Annotated in this window: 12 protein-coding genes; 9 read left to right on the top strand and 3 right to left on the bottom strand. The window is 66.9% G+C overall.

The genetic code is table 11. The features are described from left to right. Nucleotides 1–42 precede the first annotated feature (42 nt). From FHS74_RS18005 to FHS74_RS17975, 7 genes are all read left to right on the top strand, one after another. The gene (locus tag FHS74_RS18005; RefSeq protein WP_184803108.1) at nt 43–1,152 is read left to right on the top strand and encodes an alcohol dehydrogenase catalytic domain-containing protein; all 1,110 of its coding nucleotides are present in this window, start codon (nt 43–45) and stop codon (nt 1,150–1,152) included. Between the two features lie 159 nt (nt 1,153–1,311). Further along, on the top strand, nt 1,312–2,769 hold the full coding sequence (locus FHS74_RS18000) for an NAD-dependent succinate-semialdehyde dehydrogenase (RefSeq protein WP_184803106.1): 1,458 nt from the start codon (nt 1,312–1,314) through the stop codon (nt 2,767–2,769). 56 nt (nt 2,770–2,825) lie between these two features. Beyond that, nucleotides 2,826–5,111, top strand: coding sequence for a beta-glucosidase family protein (locus FHS74_RS17995; RefSeq protein WP_184803104.1), 2,286 nt, complete (start codon nt 2,826–2,828; stop codon nt 5,109–5,111). Between the two features lie 22 nt (nt 5,112–5,133). Continuing rightward, nucleotides 5,134–5,439: a DUF1330 domain-containing protein gene (locus FHS74_RS17990; RefSeq protein ID WP_184803102.1), complete on the top strand. Its 306-nt coding sequence runs from the start codon at nt 5,134–5,136 to the stop codon at nt 5,437–5,439. Between the two features lie 6 nt (nt 5,440–5,445). Next, the gene (gene leuC, locus FHS74_RS17985) at nt 5,446–6,867 is read left to right on the top strand and encodes a 3-isopropylmalate dehydratase large subunit (protein WP_184803099.1); all 1,422 of its coding nucleotides are present in this window, start codon (nt 5,446–5,448) and stop codon (nt 6,865–6,867) included. Continuing rightward, nucleotides 6,864–7,490: a 3-isopropylmalate dehydratase small subunit gene (gene leuD, locus FHS74_RS17980; RefSeq protein ID WP_184803097.1), complete on the top strand. Its 627-nt coding sequence runs from the start codon at nt 6,864–6,866 to the stop codon at nt 7,488–7,490. Before leuC ends, leuD begins: the two co-directional genes overlap by 4 nt. After that, a complete protein-coding gene (locus FHS74_RS17975; protein ID WP_184803096.1) occupies nt 7,487–8,110 on the top strand; it encodes an isochorismatase family protein in 624 nt (207 codons plus the stop codon). Before leuD ends, FHS74_RS17975 begins: the two co-directional genes overlap by 4 nt. Before the next feature lie 140 nt (nt 8,111–8,250). Here FHS74_RS17975 and FHS74_RS17970 read toward each other — a convergent pair whose 3' ends face one another. The 3 genes from FHS74_RS17970 to FHS74_RS17960 form a co-directional block, all read right to left on the bottom strand. Then, on the bottom strand, nt 8,251–9,327 hold the full coding sequence (locus tag FHS74_RS17970; RefSeq protein ID WP_211106379.1) for an alpha/beta hydrolase: 1,077 nt from the start codon (nt 9,325–9,327) through the stop codon (nt 8,251–8,253). Nucleotides 9,328–9,530: 203 nt separating this feature from the next. After that, nucleotides 9,531–11,948, bottom strand: a complete 2,418-nt coding sequence (locus FHS74_RS17965) for a TonB-dependent receptor (protein ID WP_184803092.1) — start codon at nt 11,946–11,948, stop codon at nt 9,531–9,533. A gap of 579 nt (nt 11,949–12,527) precedes the next feature. Further along, on the bottom strand, nt 12,528–15,995 hold the full coding sequence (locus FHS74_RS17960; protein ID WP_211106378.1) for a glycosyl hydrolase 2 galactose-binding domain-containing protein: 3,468 nt from the start codon (nt 15,993–15,995) through the stop codon (nt 12,528–12,530). A gap of 184 nt (nt 15,996–16,179) precedes the next feature. On the opposite strand from FHS74_RS17960, the gene FHS74_RS17955 reads away from it, so the two are divergent. Further along, nucleotides 16,180–16,983 (top strand): MFS transporter, encoded by an 804-nt coding sequence (locus FHS74_RS17955; RefSeq protein WP_184803090.1) that lies wholly within the window; start codon nt 16,180–16,182, stop codon nt 16,981–16,983. 70 nt (nt 16,984–17,053) lie between these two features. Then, nucleotides 17,054–19,606 (top strand): DNA-directed RNA polymerase, encoded by a 2,553-nt coding sequence (locus FHS74_RS17950; RefSeq protein WP_184803088.1) that lies wholly within the window; start codon nt 17,054–17,056, stop codon nt 19,604–19,606. Nucleotides 19,607–19,851 lie beyond the last annotated feature (245 nt).

Raw genomic sequence — 19,851 nt, 5'->3', positions numbered from 1 at the left:
ACAAGGACAGGGCCAACGGCAAGCAGTAGGGAGGGACGACCCATGGACATCACGGCGGCGGTATTGACCCGGTGCGGCGACAACCAGCGGCCTTATGGCGCCAGCACGCCGCTGGCGGTGAAGACGGTGCGGCTGGACGATCCCCGGCCCGGGGAATTGCTGGTGCGCATCGACGCGGCCGGCATCTGCCATTCCGACCTGTCGGTCATCAATGGCGATCGGCCACGCCCCATGCCCATGGCCTTGGGTCATGAGGCGGCGGGCACGGTCGTCGCCGTCGGGGATCCGGAAGACACCGGCTTCGCCGCCGGTGACCGGGTGGTCCTGGTGTTCCTCCCGTCCTGTGGGCAATGTCCGGCATGCGCCGCCGGCCAGGGCTATCTCTGCCCGCACGGCGCCGCCGCCAATGGCGAGGGGCGACTGATGCGGGGTGGCAGGCGGCTGTCCTTCCTGGGCGAGCCCATCAACCACCATCTGGGCGTGTCCGCCTTCGCCACCCATGCGGTGGTCGACCGGCGGTCGGCGGTCAAGATCGACGCCGACGTGCCGGTCGAGGTGGCGGCCTTGTTTGGTTGCGCCGTCCTGACCGGCGTGGGCGCCGTCATGAACACCGCTCAGGTGCGCCCGGGCGAAAGCCTGCGCGTCTATGGTCTGGGCGGGGTGGGGCTGGCGGCCCTGCTGGGTGCCCTGGCCGCCGGCGCGCAGCCGGTCACGGCCATCGACCCGTCACCGGAAAAGCGCGCCCTGGCGCTGGAGTTGGGCGCCGCCCAGGCCGTGGCGCCGGATGAGGCGGCGACGCTGCCGGCCGCCGACGTGGTGATCGAGACGGTGGGCAAGGCCGCCGTCCTGGCCCAGGCCTATGCCGCGGCCCGGCGCGGCGGGCGTATCGTCACCGTGGGCCTGCCCAATCCATCGGAGATGCTGACCATTCCGGCGGTGTCGCTGGTGGCCGACGGCAAGACGCTGATGGGCAGCTATATGGGCTCCTCCATCCCCGCCCGGGACATCCCGCGCTACATCGCCCTCTGGCGGGCGGGCCGCCTTCCGGTCGATCGACTGCTGACCTCGACCAGCCCCTTGTCCAAGATCAACGAGCTGATGGACGTCCTGGCCGAGGGCAAGGCCGTCCGCCAGATCGTTACCCCCTTCTGAACCCAACCGCCTGAACCCATCGCGGGGGCACACGCCCGCCGCCCCCTGACCGCGTGGCGGCCAGCGGCCCCGCCCGGCGTCGACCTGACGCCGGGGCGCGGGGCAGCGTGGCCCGATCCACCCTGCCGGATCCACCCTGATCGACGAATGCCGCAGCCCATGACCACCGAACCCGTCGCCTACGACCGTTTCCTGAAGCAGCAGGCCTACATCGCGGGGCGCTGGTGCGACGCCGACAGCGGACGCGTGCTGTCGGTGACCAATCCCGCCACCGGGGCGGTGCTGGGTGTCGTGCCCGACATGGGCGCGGCCGAGACCACGCGGGCGGTGGCGGCGGCGGAAGAGGCGCGCCATGCATGGGCGGCGCGCACCGCCAATGACCGCGCCCGGGTGCTGCGCCGCCTGTACGATCTGATGCTGGTCCACCAGGACGCCCTGGCGGAGCTGCTGACGCGGGAACAGGGCAAGCCCCTGGCGGAGGCCCGGGGCGAAATCGCCTATGCCGCCGCGTTCATCGAATGGTTCGCGGAGGAGGGCAAGCGCGCGTATGGCGACGTCATCCCATCGCACGCCGCCAACCGCCGCATCGTCTGCCTGAAGCAGCCCATCGGCGTGGTCGGGGCCATCACGCCCTGGAATTTCCCCTCCGCCATGATCACGCGCAAGCTGGGGCCCGCCCTGGCGGCGGGGTGCGCCATGGTGCTGAAGCCCGCGTCACAGACCCCGTTTTCCGCCCTGGCGCTGGCCATGCTGGCGGAGGAGGCCGGCGTGCCGCCGGGCGTGTTCAGCGTCGTCACCGGCAGCGCCCGCGCCATTGGTGGGGCCCTGACCGCCGATCCCCTGGTGCGCAAGATCAGCTTCACCGGTTCCACCGAGGTGGGCCGCGCGCTGATGCGCCAGTCGGCCGACACCATCAAGCGGATGTCGCTGGAGTTGGGCGGCAACGCGCCCTTCCTGGTGTTCGACGACGCCGATGTCGATGCGGCGGTGGAGGGGGCGGTGGTGTCCAAGTTCCGCAATGGTGGCCAGACTTGCGTCTGCACCAACCGCTTTTACGTGCAGGCCGGCATCCATGACCGGTTCGTCGAGAAGCTGGCCGCCCGGGTCGCCGGGCTGCGGGTGGGGGACGGGCTCATGCCCGACGTCGAGGTCGGGCCCCTGATCGATGGCGCGGCGGTCGACAAGGTGGCGGAGCATGTCGCTGACGCCGTGGCCAAGGGCGCCCGCGTTGTGGTGGGCGGCGAGCGGCATGGCCTGGGCGGCACCTACTTCGCCCCCACCGTGCTGTGCGGCGTCACCGCCGGCATGCGCCTGACGGAGGAGGAGACCTTCGGCCCGCTGGCCGGCGTCGTCCGCTTCGAGGAGGAGGCGGACGCCATCGCCCAGGCCAACGCCAGCGACTATGGCCTGGCCAGCTATGTCTACACCCGCGACATCGGCCGCGTGTGGCGCGTGGCCGAGGCGCTGGAGGCGGGCATGGTCGGCGTCAACACCGGCTTGATCTCGACAGAGGTGGCGCCCTTTGGCGGCGTCAAGCAGTCCGGGCTGGGGCGCGAGGGCTCGCGCTACGGCCTCGAGGACTATCTGGAGGTCAAATACCTGTGCATGGGGCTTTGAGGGTTCGCACTAGGGCACCTGGGACGCGAAATCCAACAATGGGGTGGACAGTGGGCATGGGCGGGAAAGCGGCTGGGTCTTGGCTGGCGCGGGGTGGCGTTTGCCTGTGGGTGCTATTGGCGGCGGGCGCTGGCCAGACGCGGGAGGTGCCGCCGTGGCTTGATCCCGCCCTGCCGACGCCGCGACGCGTCGATCTGGTGTTGGGCCAGATGACCCTGGACGAGAAGATCGGCATGGTCCACGGCAACTTCGGCTCCATCCTCAGGAAGAGCCGGCCGGACGACAAGCGCATCGGCGCCGGCCATGTGCCCGGGGTGCCCCGCCTGGGCATCCCGGACCTTTATGAGAGCGACGCCAGCCTGGGCGTGGCCAACGGCGGCACCATGCGCCCCGGGGATGTGGCCACGGCGCTGCCCGCCAGCCTGGCCACCGCCGCCAGCTTCGACCCCGATATCGCCTATGAGGGGGGCGCCATGATCGGGGCCGAGGCGCGGGCCAAGGGCTTCAACGTCCTGTTGGCCGGCGGCGCCAATCTGACCCGCGACCCCTGGAACGGCCGCAACTTCGAATACATGGGCGAGGACACGTGGCTGACCGGGGTGATGGCCGGGGCCGCGATCCGGGGCGTGCAGGACAATGGCATCATCTCCACCGTCAAGCATTTCGCCCTGAACGCGCAGGAGAGCGGCCGTTATGTGCTGGATGCGCGGATCGAGGAGCCGGCCTTGCGCGAAAGCGACCTGCTGGCCTTTCAGCTGGCCATGGAGCGGGGCCAGCCGGACTCCGTCATGTGCGCCTATAACAAGGTGAATGGCGACTGGTCGTGCGAGAACGACTGGCTGCTGAACCAGGTGCTGAAGCGCGACTGGGGTTTCAGCGGCTGGGTCATGTCCGACTGGGGCGGGGTGCATTCCACCGCCAAGGCCGCGCTGGCGGGGCTGGACCAGGAGTCCGGTCAGGAGTTGGACCAGGAGGTTTATTTCGGCGAGCCGCTGCGGGCGGCGGTGCAAAGCGGGGCCGTTCCGGCGGCCCGGCTGGACGACATGGTTCGCCGCATCCTGGGGCGGCTGTTCGACCGGGGGTTGGTCGACCGGCCGGCGCCCGAGACGCCGCAAGCCATAGACTATGCCGCCCATGGCCAGGTGGCCAGGCGCGCGGCGGAGGCCGGCGCCGTCCTGCTGCGCAATGAGGGCGGGCTGTTGCCGCTGTCGACCGCGCTGAAGCGGGTGGTGGTGATCGGTGGGCACGCCGATATCGGCGTCCTGTCGGGTGGCGGATCCTCGCAGGTCCAGGCCGTCAGCGGCACGCCGCTGCGCCTGCCCATCCCCAATGGACCCGCCAACCTGGGCTTCATCAAGGTCACCTATCACGGCTCATCCCCCCTGGCGGCCATCAAGGCCCGCTTGCCTGGAGCCCAGGTTTCATACCTGGACGGTCACGATCCGGCCGCCGCGGCGGTCGCGGCGAGGGATGCCGACGCCGTCCTGGTTTTCGCCGAGCAATGGCGGACCGAGGCGATCGACCTGGAAAGCCCGGCCCTGCCGGATGGCCAGGACGCCCTGATCGCCGCCGTCGCCGCGGCCAACCCCCGCACCACGGTGGTGCTGGAGACGGGTGGCGCGGTGCTGATGCCCTGGCTGGGCAAGGTTGGCGCGGTGCTGGAGGCCTGGTACCCCGGTGACCAGGGGGGCGAGGCCATCGCCCGTGTCCTGTTCGGCGAGGTCGATGCCGGTGGTCGCCTGCCGCTCACCTTCCCCGCGACCGAGGCGCAGGCGCCCCGGCCGCGCGTTCCCGGCCTGGCCAACGTCAAGGCGGCGGCGGCCCAGCAGGCGGCCAAGCCGCGCACGCCCGGCGCCACCACCGTGGACATCACCGGCGGGGTCCAGGGCTTCGACGTCCCCTATGTCGAGGGCGCCGACGTCGGCTACCGCTGGTATGAGCGCCAGGGGAGCAAGCCACTGTTCCCCTTCGGCCATGGGCTGTCCTACAGCCGCTTCCGCCATGGCGGCTTCACCGCGCAGGGGGGCGCGCGGCCCACGGTTCGCTTCACGGTCACCAACATTGGGTCCCGTCCGGGCGTCGATGTTCCCCAGGTCTACGCCGTGGCGGCGGGCGCCGATGGCAAGCCGCTGCGCCGGCTGGTGGCCTTCAAGCGGGTGGAATTGGCGCCCGGCCAGAGCGTCACGGTGACCTTGCCCATCGATCCCCGCCTCATCGCCCGGTATGACGCCGGCGCCTGGACGGTAAGGGGCGGCCCGGTGCCGGTCGTCCTGGCGCGTGACGCCGGGGATGCGGGGCAGACCGCCAGCCTGACCCTTCCCGCCTTGACCCTCAAACCCTGATCCTGGACCGGAGTCCGCCACCATGCCCGCCCACCTCGTCGCCACCATCCGCATCACCGATCCCGCGCGGTTCGGTCATTACCTGAAGGCCATCAACGGCCCGGCGGAGGCGCATGGCGGGGAATACGTGCTGCGCGGCAAGGTGGCCGAGGTGATGGAGGGGGCGGTGGACCCCGAGGAACGGGTGGTCGTCATCCGCTTCCCCACGATGGAAGCCGCCAAGGGCTATGTCGGTTCGGACGCCTATCGCGCGGCGACGGCGCACCGGGTGGGGGCCGGCAGGGTCGAGACCCGGCTGCTGGCCGATCCACCTTCTCAGCAGGAATGAGTTCCCATGCCCCAGACGCTGTATGAAAAGCTGTGGAACAGCCACGTGGTGGCCGACCTCCCCGGGGGGGAGGCGCTGCTCTACATCGATCGGCACCTGGTCCACGAGGTCAGCAGTCCACAGGCCTTCGCCTCGCTGCGCGACGGTGGCCGCCGGCTGCGCCGGTCCGGCACCCACCTGGCCGTGGCCGACCACGCCGTGCCGACGCGGACGCGGGGCGGGATCATCGACGATCCCCTGGCCCGGGCACAGGTCGCCGAGTTGGAGGACAACGCGCGGAGCTTCGATGTCCCCTACCGGCCGCTGGACGGCGAGCTGCAGGGCATCGTCCATGTCATCGGACCGGAGCAGGGCTACACCCTGCCGGGCATGACCCTGGTGTGCGGCGACAGCCATACCACCACCCACGGTGCCTTTGGCGCCCTGGCCTTCGGCATCGGCGCCAGCGAGTGCGGCACGGTGATGGCGGCGCAATGCCTGAAGCAGCGTCGCGCCCGGACCATGCGCGTGGAATTGCTGGGCCAGGCGGATCCCCTGGTGACGGCCAAGGACATCGCCCTGGCGGTCATCGCCCGCGTGGGCGCCCTGGGTGCCAGCGGCCACGCCGTGGAATATGCCGGCCCGGCGGTGGAAGCCATGTCCATGGCGGCCCGCATGACCCTGTGCAACATGACCATTGAGGCCGGTGGCCGCGTGGGCCTGGTCGCGCCTGACGACGTCACCTTCGCCTACCTCAAGGACAGACCCTTGGCGCCCAAGGGCGCCCTGTGGGATCAGGCCGTCGCCTATTGGCGCGGCTTACGCTCCGACCCGGGCGCGGTGTTCGACCAGGTCGTCACCCTGGACGTGTCCGGGCTGGCCCCCCATGTCAGCTGGGGGACAAGCCCGGACGAGGCCGCACCGATCACCGCCCGCATCCCCGACCCGGCCACCCTGGGCGCCGACAGCGCGCGGCGGCATGCGGAAAAGGCGCTGGCCTACATGGATCTCCAGCCCGGCACCGCGTTGACCGACATCCCGATCCAGCGGGTTTTCATCGGCTCCTGCACCAACGGCCGCATCGAGGATCTGCGCGCCGCCGCCGCCGTGGCGCGCGGGCGCCAGGTGGCCCCGGGCGTCCGGGCCATCGTCGTGCCCGGGTCGACGGCGACCAAACACCTGGCGGAGGCGGAGGGGCTGGATGCCGTGTTCATGGCGGCGGGGTTCGAGTGGCGCCACGCCGGCTGTTCCCTGTGCGTCGCCATGAACGACGACCGCCTTGCCGCCGGCGAGCGCTGCGCCAGCACGTCCAACCGCAATTTCGAGGGGCGCCAGGGCCCCGGCGGCCGCACCCACCTGATGAGCCCGGCCATGGCCGCCGCCGCCGCCGTGACCGGCCGCCTGACCGATGTGCGTGATTTGATGGCGCCAGGGGAGATGACGCGATGATACAGCCCTTCATCCGTGTGGACGGCCCGGCGGCGGCGCTGCCGGAAGAGAACGTCGACACCGACATCATCTATCCCGCGCGCTTCCTGCTGATCACCGCCCGCCTGGGCCTTGGGCCCTACGCCTTCCATGACCGCCGGTTTCGCGCCGACGGCACGGAGGTCGCGGAGTTCGTCCTGAACCGGCCCGAATGGCGCGAGGCGCCCATCCTGGTCGCCGGCGCCAACTTCGGGTCGGGATCCAGCCGTGAGCAGGCGGTTTGGGCCCTTCTGGGCCGGGGTATACGCTGCGTCATCGCCCCCAGCTTCGGCGAGATCTTCCAGGCCAACTGTTATCGCAACGGCGTCCTGCCCATCACTCTGCCGCCGGCCCAGGTCGCGGCATTGAGCGCCGCCGCCGCGGCCGCCCACCCGTTCGCGGTGGACCTGGAGGCGGGGACGGTGACGGTCGCGGGACGGCCCCCCATCCCGTTCAGCGTCGATCTGGAGCGCCGGCTGGCGCTGCTGAACGGCTGGGATGAGACGGCGACGCTGCTGAACGCCTACGGCGCCGACATCGGCACATTCGAGGAACGACACCGGCGGCACCAGCCCTGGCTGTTTGAAGGGGAGAACGACGCATGACTGACGATCTGACCGCCAATTACGCCCGCGCCTACGGCACGCGGGTTGGCTTCGGAAAGCGCCCGGCGCTGATCATGATCGATTTTTGCCAGGGCTATTTCGATCCGTCCTGCGACCTCTACGCGGGCGTGGAGGATGCGCTCGCCTCCGCTTTGCGGGTCCGCTCGGCGGCGCGGGCGGCCGGCGTGCCGGTCATCCTGACGAACGTCGTCTATCATCCCAAGGCCATCGACGGCGGCCGGTTCTACGAGAAGGCCGCGCCCCTGCGTTACTTCCTGAAGGGCAATCCCATGGGCGGCTGGCCCGCCGGCCTGGTGCCGGAGGAGGATGAACTGGTGGTCAGCAAGCAGTATCCCAGCGCCTTTTTCGGCACGTCGCTCGCCTCCACCCTGACGGCCCTGGGGGTCGACAGCGTGCTGCTGACCGGGTTGACCACCAGCGGCTGCGTCCGCGCCACCTGCGTCGACGCCATGTCCCACGGCTTCCGCACGTCGGTCATCGCCGATGCCTGCGGCGACCGCCACCAGGCCCCGCATGACGCCAACCTGTTCGACATGAACGCCAAGTACGCCGACGTGGTGGGCGAGGCTGATGTGATCACCTTCCTTCACACCCTATAGCCGGCTACAGCTGAGTCTGTCCGGGGGCAGCTTCACGCCCAAAGGCGATTCCACCTTTGGGCGATCTGCTCTGAAGCGCTGAAACGAACGCCGCCTGGCCAGCGACCCGGCCAGGCGGCGTTATTGATCCGAGGCCCGCCTCAGCGGAACAGGCGCGGGGCGAAATCTTCCAGGTAGGCCCGCCAGTTGATCCAGGTGTGGCCGCCGGTGCTTTCGTTGTAGACGTACTTGATGCCGTACTGGTCCAGCACCTTGCGCGTGGGCGCCACGCCGCTGAACACGGGGTCGCTTTTGCCCACGGCGTAGTAGACCAGGCCCGAGGTCTTGGCCCGCGCCTTCAGGTTGGCGTCGTTGGCGGCCGTATAGCGCGCCGCCTGCTCGTCGCCGAACAGGCCGATGCTGAAGACGCCGATGGAGCCGAAGATCTCCGGATGGGGAAGCCCGAACTGGATGGTGTGCGCACCCCCCATGGACAGGCCGGCCATGGCGCGCGTCTCGGGCTTGGCCATCGTACGGAAATGCGCATCGACGTAGGGCACCAGATCCTTGAGCAGGTCCGCGCCGAAATCGGTGTTCTCCATCCCCTGGACGCCTTCGCGCATGGGGGTATGGCCCTGGGGCATCACCACGATCATCGGCTTGACCTTACCGGCGGCGATCAGGTTGTCCAGGATGTGATTGGCGTTGCCCTTGGCGGTCCAGGCATCGTCGCTGTCGCTGTAGCCATGAACCAGGTACAGGACGGGATAACGTTCCTTGCCGCCGGCCTCATAGCCGGGCGGGGTGTAGACATGGGCGCGGCGGCGCATGCCCAGGCTGGACGATTGGTAATCCACCACCGACACCAGGCCATGGGCGACGTCAGCCTTGTACAGCTGGTTGGCCACGTCCGGCCCGGCGATCTCGAACACCGACTGCGGCCCGCCGAAGCCTTCGGCGAAGCGCGCGCCCTGCGGATCGGCGACCCGCATTCCATCGACCTTGAACGCGTAGGTGTAGACGCCCGGGGCCACCGGCGCGGCGGTCGTCGCCGACCAGTAGCCCTGCTCATCCAGGGCCATGGCCAGGCCGGGCGGCGTGCCGTCCAGGCCGGTGGGCACGCCGTTGACCTCGCCGGCGAAGACACGCGCCTCGCGCACGCCCTTGGCGCAAAGGCGGAAGGTGACGCGCCCGTCCGCCTGCGGTTCCACCGACGGGTAGAACAGCGGCGGCTGCATGAAGGAGCGTTCCTCGCACGCCGACGGCACGGCCGCAACCGCGCTGGCGGAAATGGAAAGCAATAGGGATGAAGTAATAAACGGAATAACTCGACGCATCATCGCTCCGCAGTTTTATCAGGGCCAGAGTAGGAAAATTGGAAAGGCAAACCGGCAATAAAAAAGGCGCACGCGGATCGTTCGCGTGCGCCCTTTGCGGTTGATTAGAACTTGTATTTCATCTGCAGGCCCAGGGTGCGATGCTCGCGCAGACCAACCCGGATCGTGGCGTTGTTGTAATAGGTCGAACTCGGGTTGAACAGGATGCCGTCGTTGGCGGAAACGTAGCTGGTGTTATCGAAGAGGTTGTTCACGAAGAAGTCGACCGACACCGGTCCCTTCGTGATACCCGTACGGAAGTTAAAGACATGGGCGTCCTGCGTCTTAACGACGTTGGCGACGTCCGTCCAGAAGCCGGATTTGTAGCTGTAGTCCAGGCGGCTGAACCAGGTGGCGTTCCCCCAGCTCTTGAAGTCTCCGTTGAAATTAATGCCCGCTGTTGCCGAGTATTTCGATACATTGGGCAGTTCTTTGCCCTTGAAATTGCTGATGCCGGAGTAGTTGGTCACTAGTGGGTCGTTGTATTTCTGCACGTCGCTGTTGGTGTAGGCGCCAGCGGCGTTCAGGGTGATCATGTGGTTCAGGCGATAACTGCCCTGAAGCTCCAGACCCGTCATATCGGTGCTGCCGGCATTGATGGTGCCGTAGACGCTTCCGAAGCCGCCGCCGGAGAGGACGAAGGTTTGGATGACCTGGTTCAGCTGGTCGCGCCACTGCGAGTAATAGGCGGCGGCGGTGAAGTTCATCTGACCCTCAAGGGCCTTGCCCTTGATACCGAATTCATAGGTCGTGACCTTTTCCGGCCTCACAAAGAGGTCAACGCCCAGGCTTTTGGCGACGGTCGCGGTCTGGCCGCTGTAATAGGCGACACCGGTATTCAGCGCGGCCGTGTTCACGCCCTTCGCCACGGAGATGTAGCTCATCAGATCGTCCGTCCAGTTATACTGGACGATGAAACGCGGCAGGAAATTCGTGTAGTCGCGACTGCCCAGCAACGACCCGGCCTTGTAAGTGCCCGCCGGAATGAAGGTGCTGTCGGTGACGGTCAGGTCGCCGGTCGACGCGATGTACGAATACAGCTTGTCCACCTGATAGCGGCCTTCGGCGCTGGCCGTCAGTTTGCTGGTGATATCGTAGGTTATGCCGAAAAAGCCGCTTAACGTCTCGGTCTCGGACTTGCCCGACGGGGTGACCTGCTTGTTGGCGACGATGTTGTCCAGCGAGTCGACGGTCCGGAGGTTGTCGCTGTTCAGATAGCTGAAACCGGCGACCCCGCGCAGGGGGCCCGCGTTGTCGTAGCTGAGGCGCAGCTCTTGCGACCAATCTTTGGTCACGCTCTCCACCAGGTACGCGGCGCTGTAGTAGCTGCGCTGGCCATTGGCCGCGGTGTAGGTCGGATTCGCGATCCCGGAACCATCATAGTTCACGATGTCGGACAGGGAGCTCCACTGTTCACGGTTGTAGCCGGTCAGTGAGCTGACGGTGAAGCTGGTATCGGGGATTTCGTAATCGACCGTCAGATGGCCGTGCTTGTAATCACGCACGAGGCCGTATTTCTGGACACCCTCTCCCGAATCGATGATGCGATTCTTGGTGACCGCCAGAGCCTTGCGCACATAGCTGTCGGCAACGGCGTCGGTGGCGGGGGAGCCAGACGGAAGGGAAGGCGTGGTACCGCAGAAGAAAGGATGGCCGTTGAGCGTGCAGTTGCTCTGGTTGGGAACCACGATGTTGCCGCTGGAATCCTTCACCTGGATCGCGCTCAGCAGGCCCATGGCGGCGGGGCCGTCATCGTCATGCGAGATCAGGCCGAACGCCTTGATCGACAGGTTTTCCGTCGGCTTCACGGTCAGCAGCGCGTTGCCGCTGGTCGACGACTGGTCGCCCAGGGTCTGGCTGGGATTGGCGGCGTTCTTGTAGGAACCGTCCTTGGAATAGTGGTCGGCGCCGATACGGAAGCCCACCTTGTCATCGACGATGGGGCCGTCCACCTCCGCCTGAAGGCGGCGGTTGTTGTGCGTGCCCACCATGGCGGTGACGCTGCCGCCGTAATCATTGCCCGGCAGTTTGTTGACCACGTTCAGGGCGCCAGCGAAGGCGTTGCGGCCGAAATAGGCCGACTGCGGTCCGCGCAGCAACTCGACACGCTCGGGGTTCGACACGCTCATCACCGCGGTCGGCGAGGAGACGGGCACGCCGTCGATGAAGGTGGCGACAGGCGTGGAATCCGTGGTGGCGGGTGTAAAGCCACGCAGGATGATTTGCTGGAACGAGCGGTCGGAGCGGCCCGAGCTGTTGTTGTTGATGTTCAGACCCGCCGTTTGATCCGCCAGGTTGTTGATCGAAACGATGCCCTTCTGGTCGATTTCGGCGCCGGTTATGGCGGCCACGGAAACGGGAGTCTTCAGGATGTCTTCCTCGCGCTTACGCGCGGTGACGACGATCTCCTGCAACTCCATCGACTCTTCATTTTTCTTTTTATCGCTGGGCTCATCGGCGGCGATGGCGGACGTGGCGGCCATCACCACCCCCATCGCGGCCAACAACGAAATCCGAGAGGTCCCACGCAGTCCGTCAGTCCGTATAATAGCCATCTTCTTCTCCCAGTTTTAGCCCACGTTTTTCGTGCGAAGGCTGGCTTCCCCTGACAATATTTTCCCATCTTTAATGATGGGATTCGGCTTACCCCCCCGAAACGCCCGCATCTTTTTAAAATGACTTGGATGGTTTTGGGTTGATTTCCCGAATGATTGGCTCTCAGGCCAAACGCCTCAAGCGGCGCCGTCGGGCTGTCCATTAGGTGGGCAATGGGGTTGGGGGAGATCGCGAGCGGGCATGCGCCGTCAGCGCCGGCGGGAAGTTCCCGCTAAGCGATTTTCCCCTGTCATGGGATGGGTATCAATGGTTGCGCGCCCACGGCGGGCGGACTGCTTTGTGTCCGCATGGCCGGGGCGGCGGATCGGTGGACCTGGCAGCGGCCTGGGTCGTCCGCGCTATCAAGAGGGATCAACGGTCGCTCTCCACCGGCACCGTGGGCGGCGGCGGTGGGGGGGCACCGAAACGCCCCCGCCCCGACCGGGACGGGGGCGTCATGGCAAGCGTCAGGGCACCGCCACAACGGCGGTGGCCGGCTGGGTGTTCCAGCCGCGCAAGGCCACCTTGGGCCGGCCCTGCGCCAGGGCCGCCGGATAGGCGATGGTGAGCTCGCGCCGGTCGCCCGGCAGCAGCGAGATGTAGTTGTCGCTGGCGTAAGCCGGCAGCAGGCGGCTGCCATCGGCGTTCTGCAGGGTCAGCTTGTTCATCAGGGCGGCGCCGGTGCCGGTGTTGGTCAGGGTCACGTGCACCTTGATCTCGTCGCCCGCGCGCTCCGCCGTGGTCGTCACGGTGACCGGCTGGGGCGCCAGGTCGTTCAGATGGCGGGTGCTGGCCTCATCTGCCACCCGCCAGTAGACGTTCTGCGACACCGTGCCCTTGGCGTCCGCCAGTTCCAGTTCCACCAGCACCAGGCCGTTGGCCTGAAGGGCGGCGGCCAGGTCCAGCGTCGTCACCACCGTGGCGGCGTCCACCGGGGCGTCCACCTTCTGGCTGCGGTCGCTGACGGTCTTGCCGTCCACCGTCAGGACACGGGCGCGCAAGCTCAGGCCCTTGGCCGCCGTGCGGGTGTTGTTGACCACGGCGACGGCATCGTCGGGCGCGTTCAGCTGCACGTGCAGGGGCTCCGCCGCCTTCTGCACGCCGTAGAAGGCGCCGTGGGTGTCGTAGTCGTGGCTCATGATCTGCCAGTTGGTGCTAGGCCAGGCCGGCTGCGTCATCCACAACAGGCGTCCGCTGTTCACCGTCCACAGGCCGGCGTTCATGCCCTCGAAAATGGCCCGGTGGCTTTCATAGTTCATCAGCTGGGCCTTGCGCTCGAAGTCGGCCAGGCTGGTGGCCGCCCCCAGCTTACGGTCCATGGCGGCCATAAAGCCGTGGGTGTCGCCGTTCCCGCTCTGGTGCCAGTCGTGATAGGCCCAATTGTCGCTGAGCGGCCAGCGATCCGCCTCGGGCACCGCCGCCTCGAACGCCTCCAGCGTGGGGAAGGAGGGCGTGCCCACCTCCACCGCGAAGCCGCGCGACAGCTTGGTGAAGTACAATGAGGGGTCGCGGTAGTCGTAGGGGCCGCTGTCCTGCAGGTTCACCCGGTTGGAACTGCCGCTGTAATAGCGGGTGCCGTCCAGGGTGGTGACCAGCTTTTCCAACCCCTCGTTCAGCACCGGCTGCGGCACGCCCTCGTTGCGGCCGAACCACAGCACGATGGACGGGTGGTTGCGATACCGGCGGATGACGTCGGCGGCGTTGTCGAGGAACAGGGGAACGTCCTGCGCCTCGATGTTGTAGTCCTGGGTGCTTTCCCAGAAATCGTTCAGCACCATCAGGCCGTACTCGTCGGCCAGGTCGAAGAACACATCCTCGGTGTTCTGGCCCACCCAGTTGCGGATGATGTTGACGTGGGCCTCGCGGTGCAGGCGGAAGAACGGCTCCAGCCGCTCACGCGACACGCGCTTGCGCCAGTCATCCGTGCCCCAGCTGCCGCCGCGCGCCGGCACGCGCACGCCGTTGACCTTCAGCACCATGTAAGGCGCCAGGCTGCTCTCCTCCAGCGGCTTCACCGCCGGCGACTTTTCGGCCCCCGGCACCAGGGAAGAGACCCAACCGCCGGCGATCTTGTGGATGCCGGTGTGGCTGCCGTCCACCACCTGCTGGCCCGGTGCCAGGGTGGGGTCGATCTCCACCCGGCGCACATGGCCGCCGCTGTCCATCAGGGACAGCTCATAGCTGACCTCGCGGATGCCGAAGCGGGTGTGCTTCTCATCCGACTTGGCGCCGCCCCCCTGGGCGTCTGTGACCACGGCCGTCAGGGTCAGGCCGTGCAGCGCCGGCTCGCCCAGGCCATTGGGCCACCACAGCTTGGGGTTCTTCACGCTCAGTTGGGGGAATTCAGCCGGGCTCAGGGTGACGCTGCCGGATCCGGGCGCCAGGGTCACGGTCTTGGCCACGGTCACATCGTCGAAGCCGGCGCGGATCTCGGCCTGCACCGGCTGGTTGGTCAGGTTCTCCACCGGCACGGTGATGGTGACGTCGGCCTTGGAGGTATCGGGCAGGGGCAGCTTGGTCACCACCTGGCTGTCACCAATGCGCACGGGGCCGGTGGCGGTCAGGGTCACCTCCTGCCACAGGCCGGTGTTGCGGTCGCGGACGGCCGGGATCCAGTCCCAGCCCTCGCTGGCGATGAAGGTGGGGCCGTCCAGGGCCTGCATGCCGCCGTTCTCGCCCACCCCGGCGGCGATGGACTGTTCATGCGGCAGGCCCGGATGGGGCGGCGGGGAGATCCTGACCGCCAGCACGTTCTTCTGCCCGGGGCGCAGCCGGCCGGTCACGTCGAACTGGCCGCGGATGAAGGCGCCCCTCACGCCACCCAGCCGTTCGCCGTTCAGCCAGACTTCAGCCGCGTAATTGATGCCCTTGAAGGTCAGCAGCGGATGGCGGCCGGCCAGGGTGGCCGGCGCGTCGAATTCCGTGCGGTACCAGTAGTCCTGCTTGTTCAGGCTCTCCGGGATGGCCAGGTTGTCCAGGCCATGGTCCGGGTCCGGGTAGACACCGCGGTCGACCAGCGTGGTCAGCACCGTGCCGGGTACCGTTGCCACATACCAGGATCCCGTGTCGAAGCCGGGCTGGGAGATGCGGGCGCCGTCGCCCCGCACCGTGGGCGCCTCCGCCAGCCGCCAGCCGCCCACGGTCCAATTATTATCGCTTCCGGGGGGGCCGTCGGCCTTCAGCGCCGGGCCGGTGGGCAAGGGCTTGGCCACGGGCTTGGAGAAGGCGGCGTTGCTTTTAGGCAGGGTCCAGGCGTCCTGCGGCGTCACCTGGCCCATCATCTGCTTCACCTGCACCGGCCAGGTGGGGCTGGCGGCCTCGAAATTGATCAGGCTGGCGTCGGGCTTGCCCTGGGCGGCGGACTTGGCCTCATCGGCGCTGAGCGCCTTGGCCGTCACGGTGAAGCCCGCGATGCGGCCTGCGAAGGCGCCGCCGGCTCGCGGCGCCAGGCCCACGACCGGGGCCACGGCGTTTTGCGCCGCCGGTCCGTGCGCGACTTCCGCCCCATCCAGGAACAGGCGCGCGGTTTTGCCGTCGATGCTGGCCAGGGCATGATGCCAGATGCCGGCCTTCACGGCCGTGCCGCCGGTGATGGCCTCGCCGGCGCCGGTGCGCAAGGCCAGCTTGCCGCCGCTCAGCGCCAAATAGCGGCCCTGGGCGGGATCGCCCACGCCGGCGATCAGCACGGTGCCGGGGGCGATCTCATCGGCCTGGAACCAAGTGGACAATGTCCAGGGCCCGCCAGCGGGCAGGGAGGCGCCGGCGAGGGGCTTGGCCAAGCCGTCACCGCCGGCCAGGATGGCGGCGTTGTAAGGGCCGTAACTGACAGCGCTGTCAGACGCGCTGGCGCTCAGCGGCGCGATCCATGCCGTGGACACCATGAGCGAGGCCCACAGCAGGCGCCGGACGGCATTTGTCTTATCGATCCCGTGCATCAAGGATACCCTCCCTCGTTGGCCCGGTGGGCCACCCATTATTCTTCAGGCCGGGGCGCGGGTGCCGGGAGCACCCTTTCCCGATCAGGCCGATTGCCGACACTAGTACAGTCTATCGACAAACCAGCATTGGCAATTTAATAAAACAACTTGGTTAAATAAAAAAGGGGGGAGGGTTCCGGTCATGGCATTTTTGTTCCTCAGCATCGCGACCGCCGCGCTGGCCGGCCTGCTGTTCGGGTTCGACACGGCGGTCATCGCCGGCGTCACCGGTGACCTGCGCGCCTTGATGGGCCTGTCGCCCGGCGCGGTGGGCATCACCGTTTCCAGCGCGCTGGTCGGCACTTGCGTCGGTGCCCTGGCGGCCGGCCGGCCGGGCGACCGCTATGGCAGCCGCGATTGCCTGCGTGTCATGGCCCTGCTGTACCTGATTTCGGGCGTGGGCTCCGCCTGCGCCTGGGATTGGCCCTCCCTGGTTTTCTTCCGCTTCATCGGCGGCCTCGGCATCGGCGGGTCCTCGGTGCTGGCACCCGTCTATATCGCGGAGATCGCCCCACCCCGGCGGCGGGGCGCCCTGGTGGGGCTGTTCCAGCTGAACATCGTGCTGGGCATCCTGGTGGCCTACCTCAGCAACTATGTCGTCGGCGGGCTGGATTTGGGCGCCGTCGAATGGCGATGGAAGCTGGCGGTGACGGTGTTGCCATCGGCCGTCTTCCTGGGCCTTTTGGCCTTCATTCCCAACAGTCCCCGCTGGCTGGCGGCGAAGGGCCGGGCGGATGAAGCGGCCGCCGTGCTGCGGCGCATGGGCGTGGCCCAGGTTCAGGCGGCGGTGGCCGCCCTGGCCGTGGCGGGCCACGCGGAAGGGGGGCGCCTGTCCTGGCGCCACCACCGCCGGCCCATCCTGTTGGCCATCGGCTTGGCGCTGTTCAACCAGTTCAGCGGCATCAACGCCATCCTTTATTACCTCAACGAGATGCAAGAGGCGTAAGGTTCTACACGGGGAACGCACCTGAAACCCGCAGCTTTACTGCGGTGTTCTCTATAGGGAACCATTCTCCATGGCGACACAAAGTAGCCTGAATAGTAATCGTTCCTGGCAGGAATTCGACATAGCGGCCCGGGATGCTCAGGCCCGCTGGGAAACCGAAATGGTCCGCCGGGGCGTCCAGCGGTACCGGGATGAACTGGACCGCGTTGACCTGGCCCAGCACGCCCTAGGCGAACAGTTCATGCGGTGCCTCATGGGCACCAAGGATCACCAAGGGCTGGTGAACGCTATACAAACGTACCAAGACGTGGTTCCCGAAAAGGCCTTGGGGGAAGCCTACTGGACCACCAAAGAAGAGGACATCCTCATATCGGCCCTGCCTGCCGATGTGGTCGCCTTTCTGACGCTTCGTTGCGTCCTCTCGTTCCGCGCGCCCGATGACGGGCTGTGGGGGGCGCCTCTAACCGCTGTCCAGCTTCAGCTTGCGAAAGCGCTAAGGGATGAAATGACCGTTCGGGCGGCCATTGATAGGGCAGGCACTGACGCGGGCTTGGCTGATGTAGCCGATAAGATCAAGAAAGCGGCCACCCGGGGTCAGTTGGGTTCATCCACGCTGGCGAAGCTCCGCAAGACTCAGCGCGCAGTGCTCGACCTTGACCAAGAATGGCCAATTGCCCTTGGGCTGAAGGCGGCGGCTATTCTCCTGGGGCTTGCCGAAGCAGCGACGCGGGGCGCCGTATGTGTCGCCACGGTCGCCGCAGGCGGACGGACTCAGAAGCGGGTCATCCTCTCCGACGAAGCGAAAGCCGCAATCCTGGCCAATCGGGACCGGGACGAACTGACGCGCCCCTATCTGCTGCCCATGATCGCCCCGCCGTTGGACTGGCGGATGGAAATGGACGCGTCCGGAAAGACGCGCGCGGCGGGCGGTTACGTGCTGTTGAAGAATGATCTTGTGCGGCACAGCGTGCACCGACACACGGCGGCACATCCCGAGGGGCTATCCCAAGCAGCCCTGAGGGCCATCAACAGTGTCCAGGCGACACCCTGGCGGATCAACGGGTTCATCCTGGAAACGGCGCAAGCGATGCTGGCGGCGGATCATCCGATGATCCCGCAATACGCCCCTAAGGCCCTGCCGCCGAAGATGCCAGACGCGGACTTTGAGGCCCTGGGCGACGATGGCCGCAGGGCATACCTGAAGACCCGTCAGGATATCCACAAGACAAACTCAAAGATGTTTTCCGATGCCTGCGAATTTATGCGTAAGATCGGCATCGCGGAAGACCTGAAGGAACGCGAAGCTATCTGGTTTCCTCACTTCTTTGATTTCCGACTAAGGATGTATCCATTACCTCAAGACTTATCGCCGCAGGGGGATGGCCTCAGCCAATCGCTATTACACTTTGCGGAAGGTAAGCGCCTGGGCACTCGGGGCCTATACTGGCTGGCCGTGCGGATCGCGGGCGACGCGGGGCAGGACAAGTTGCCCTTTGATGACCGGGTGCGGTGGGTGCTCGACCATGAGTCCCAAATCATCGCGGTCGCTGCGGACCCGCTCGCAAACACATGGTGGACCGAACAGGACAGCCCTTGGCGGTTTCTGGCCGGGTGCCACGAGTGGGCACAGGCGCACACCTACGGCGGGCGGGCGGCTGACTTTGTGTCCCACCTGTCGGTACCTATGGATGGCAGTGTCAACGGCTGTCAGCACCTCAGCATGATGGGGCGTGATCCTATCGGCGCCGCCGCGACCAACTGCCGGAACCTCCCCGACCGCCGGGACCTATATCAGGCGGTGGCCGACCGGGTGAAGGCGCGGGTGGACGCTGACGACGCTGGTGAAGGTGACGCGGCCACCCGGAAGATTGGGAAGGACGGTCCGACCGCTCAGGTCGTCGCGGCGCTGTGGGTGGGCCGTGTGTCCCGCAACACGGTCAAGCGGGCGGTGATGACCACCCCGTATGGCGTAACGACCCGAGGTATCACCGAATTCCAGCTGTCGGACGGTCATGTAAACCATATCGAAGATCGCGCCCTTAAGATTGCCGCCGCGCGATACATGCAACAGGCCATCAGCGCCGGGCTTGATGAGGCGATGGAAAACGGCCGGGCGATCATGGGGTATCTTCAGGATGTCGCTAAGGCCCTGGCGGACCATCAAATTCCCTTCCGCTGGCAGACGCCCAACGGGGCCGTATGCTGGCAAACCTATCGCAAACTGACCGTGCGGGAGGTTGATACTTCGCTGGGGCGGTTGAAGTTGTGGCGCGAGGATGACGAAGCCAGGCTGGACGCAAACAAGATGGCCCTGGCCGCCGCCCCCAATGTCATTCACTCGCTTGACGGCTGCATGCTTCAGAACACCGTCAATGCCCTGACGCCATCCGGCGTCCGCGATTTCCATATGATCCACGACAGTTATGGCACCCACGCTTGCGACGTGGACAGGTTGCGGGACGTGATCCGTCAGCAGGCGTATGCCATGTATCGGGGCGACTGGTTGGCGGAATTCCAGGCCTATGTCGCGGATTATGCCCCAGGCGTGGACCTGCCAGACCCGCCGCAACGTGGATCATGGGACGTGGCCGAAGTCCTACAATCCGAATTCTTTTTCTCGTGACCTGAAGCCCCCGCCCTCAAGCGGGGGTTTTTGCATTCGCGCGCGTGTTTCTAAACTATGCCGTATGGCGCCAAAACGTTCCCCGTGGCGATGCTAATTACAGTAATAAAAACAATAAGTTAGATATAGGCGTCCAAATTTCCCGCCTATTGCAGAAACCGCCGGTTCTCCCCTCGGTCTCCTGCCAGCCTCCCCTAAGCCCCCGCCACTCCCCCGGATTATCCAAACTCCGGCCCTGTGTGGCG

This window comes from Nitrospirillum iridis (assembly GCF_014205765.1).
GTDB lineage: Bacteria > Pseudomonadota > Alphaproteobacteria > Azospirillales > Azospirillaceae > Nitrospirillum > Nitrospirillum iridis.
The sequence above is the reverse complement of the archived record's forward strand: the minus strand, read 5'-3'. Positions and strand labels throughout refer to the sequence as shown.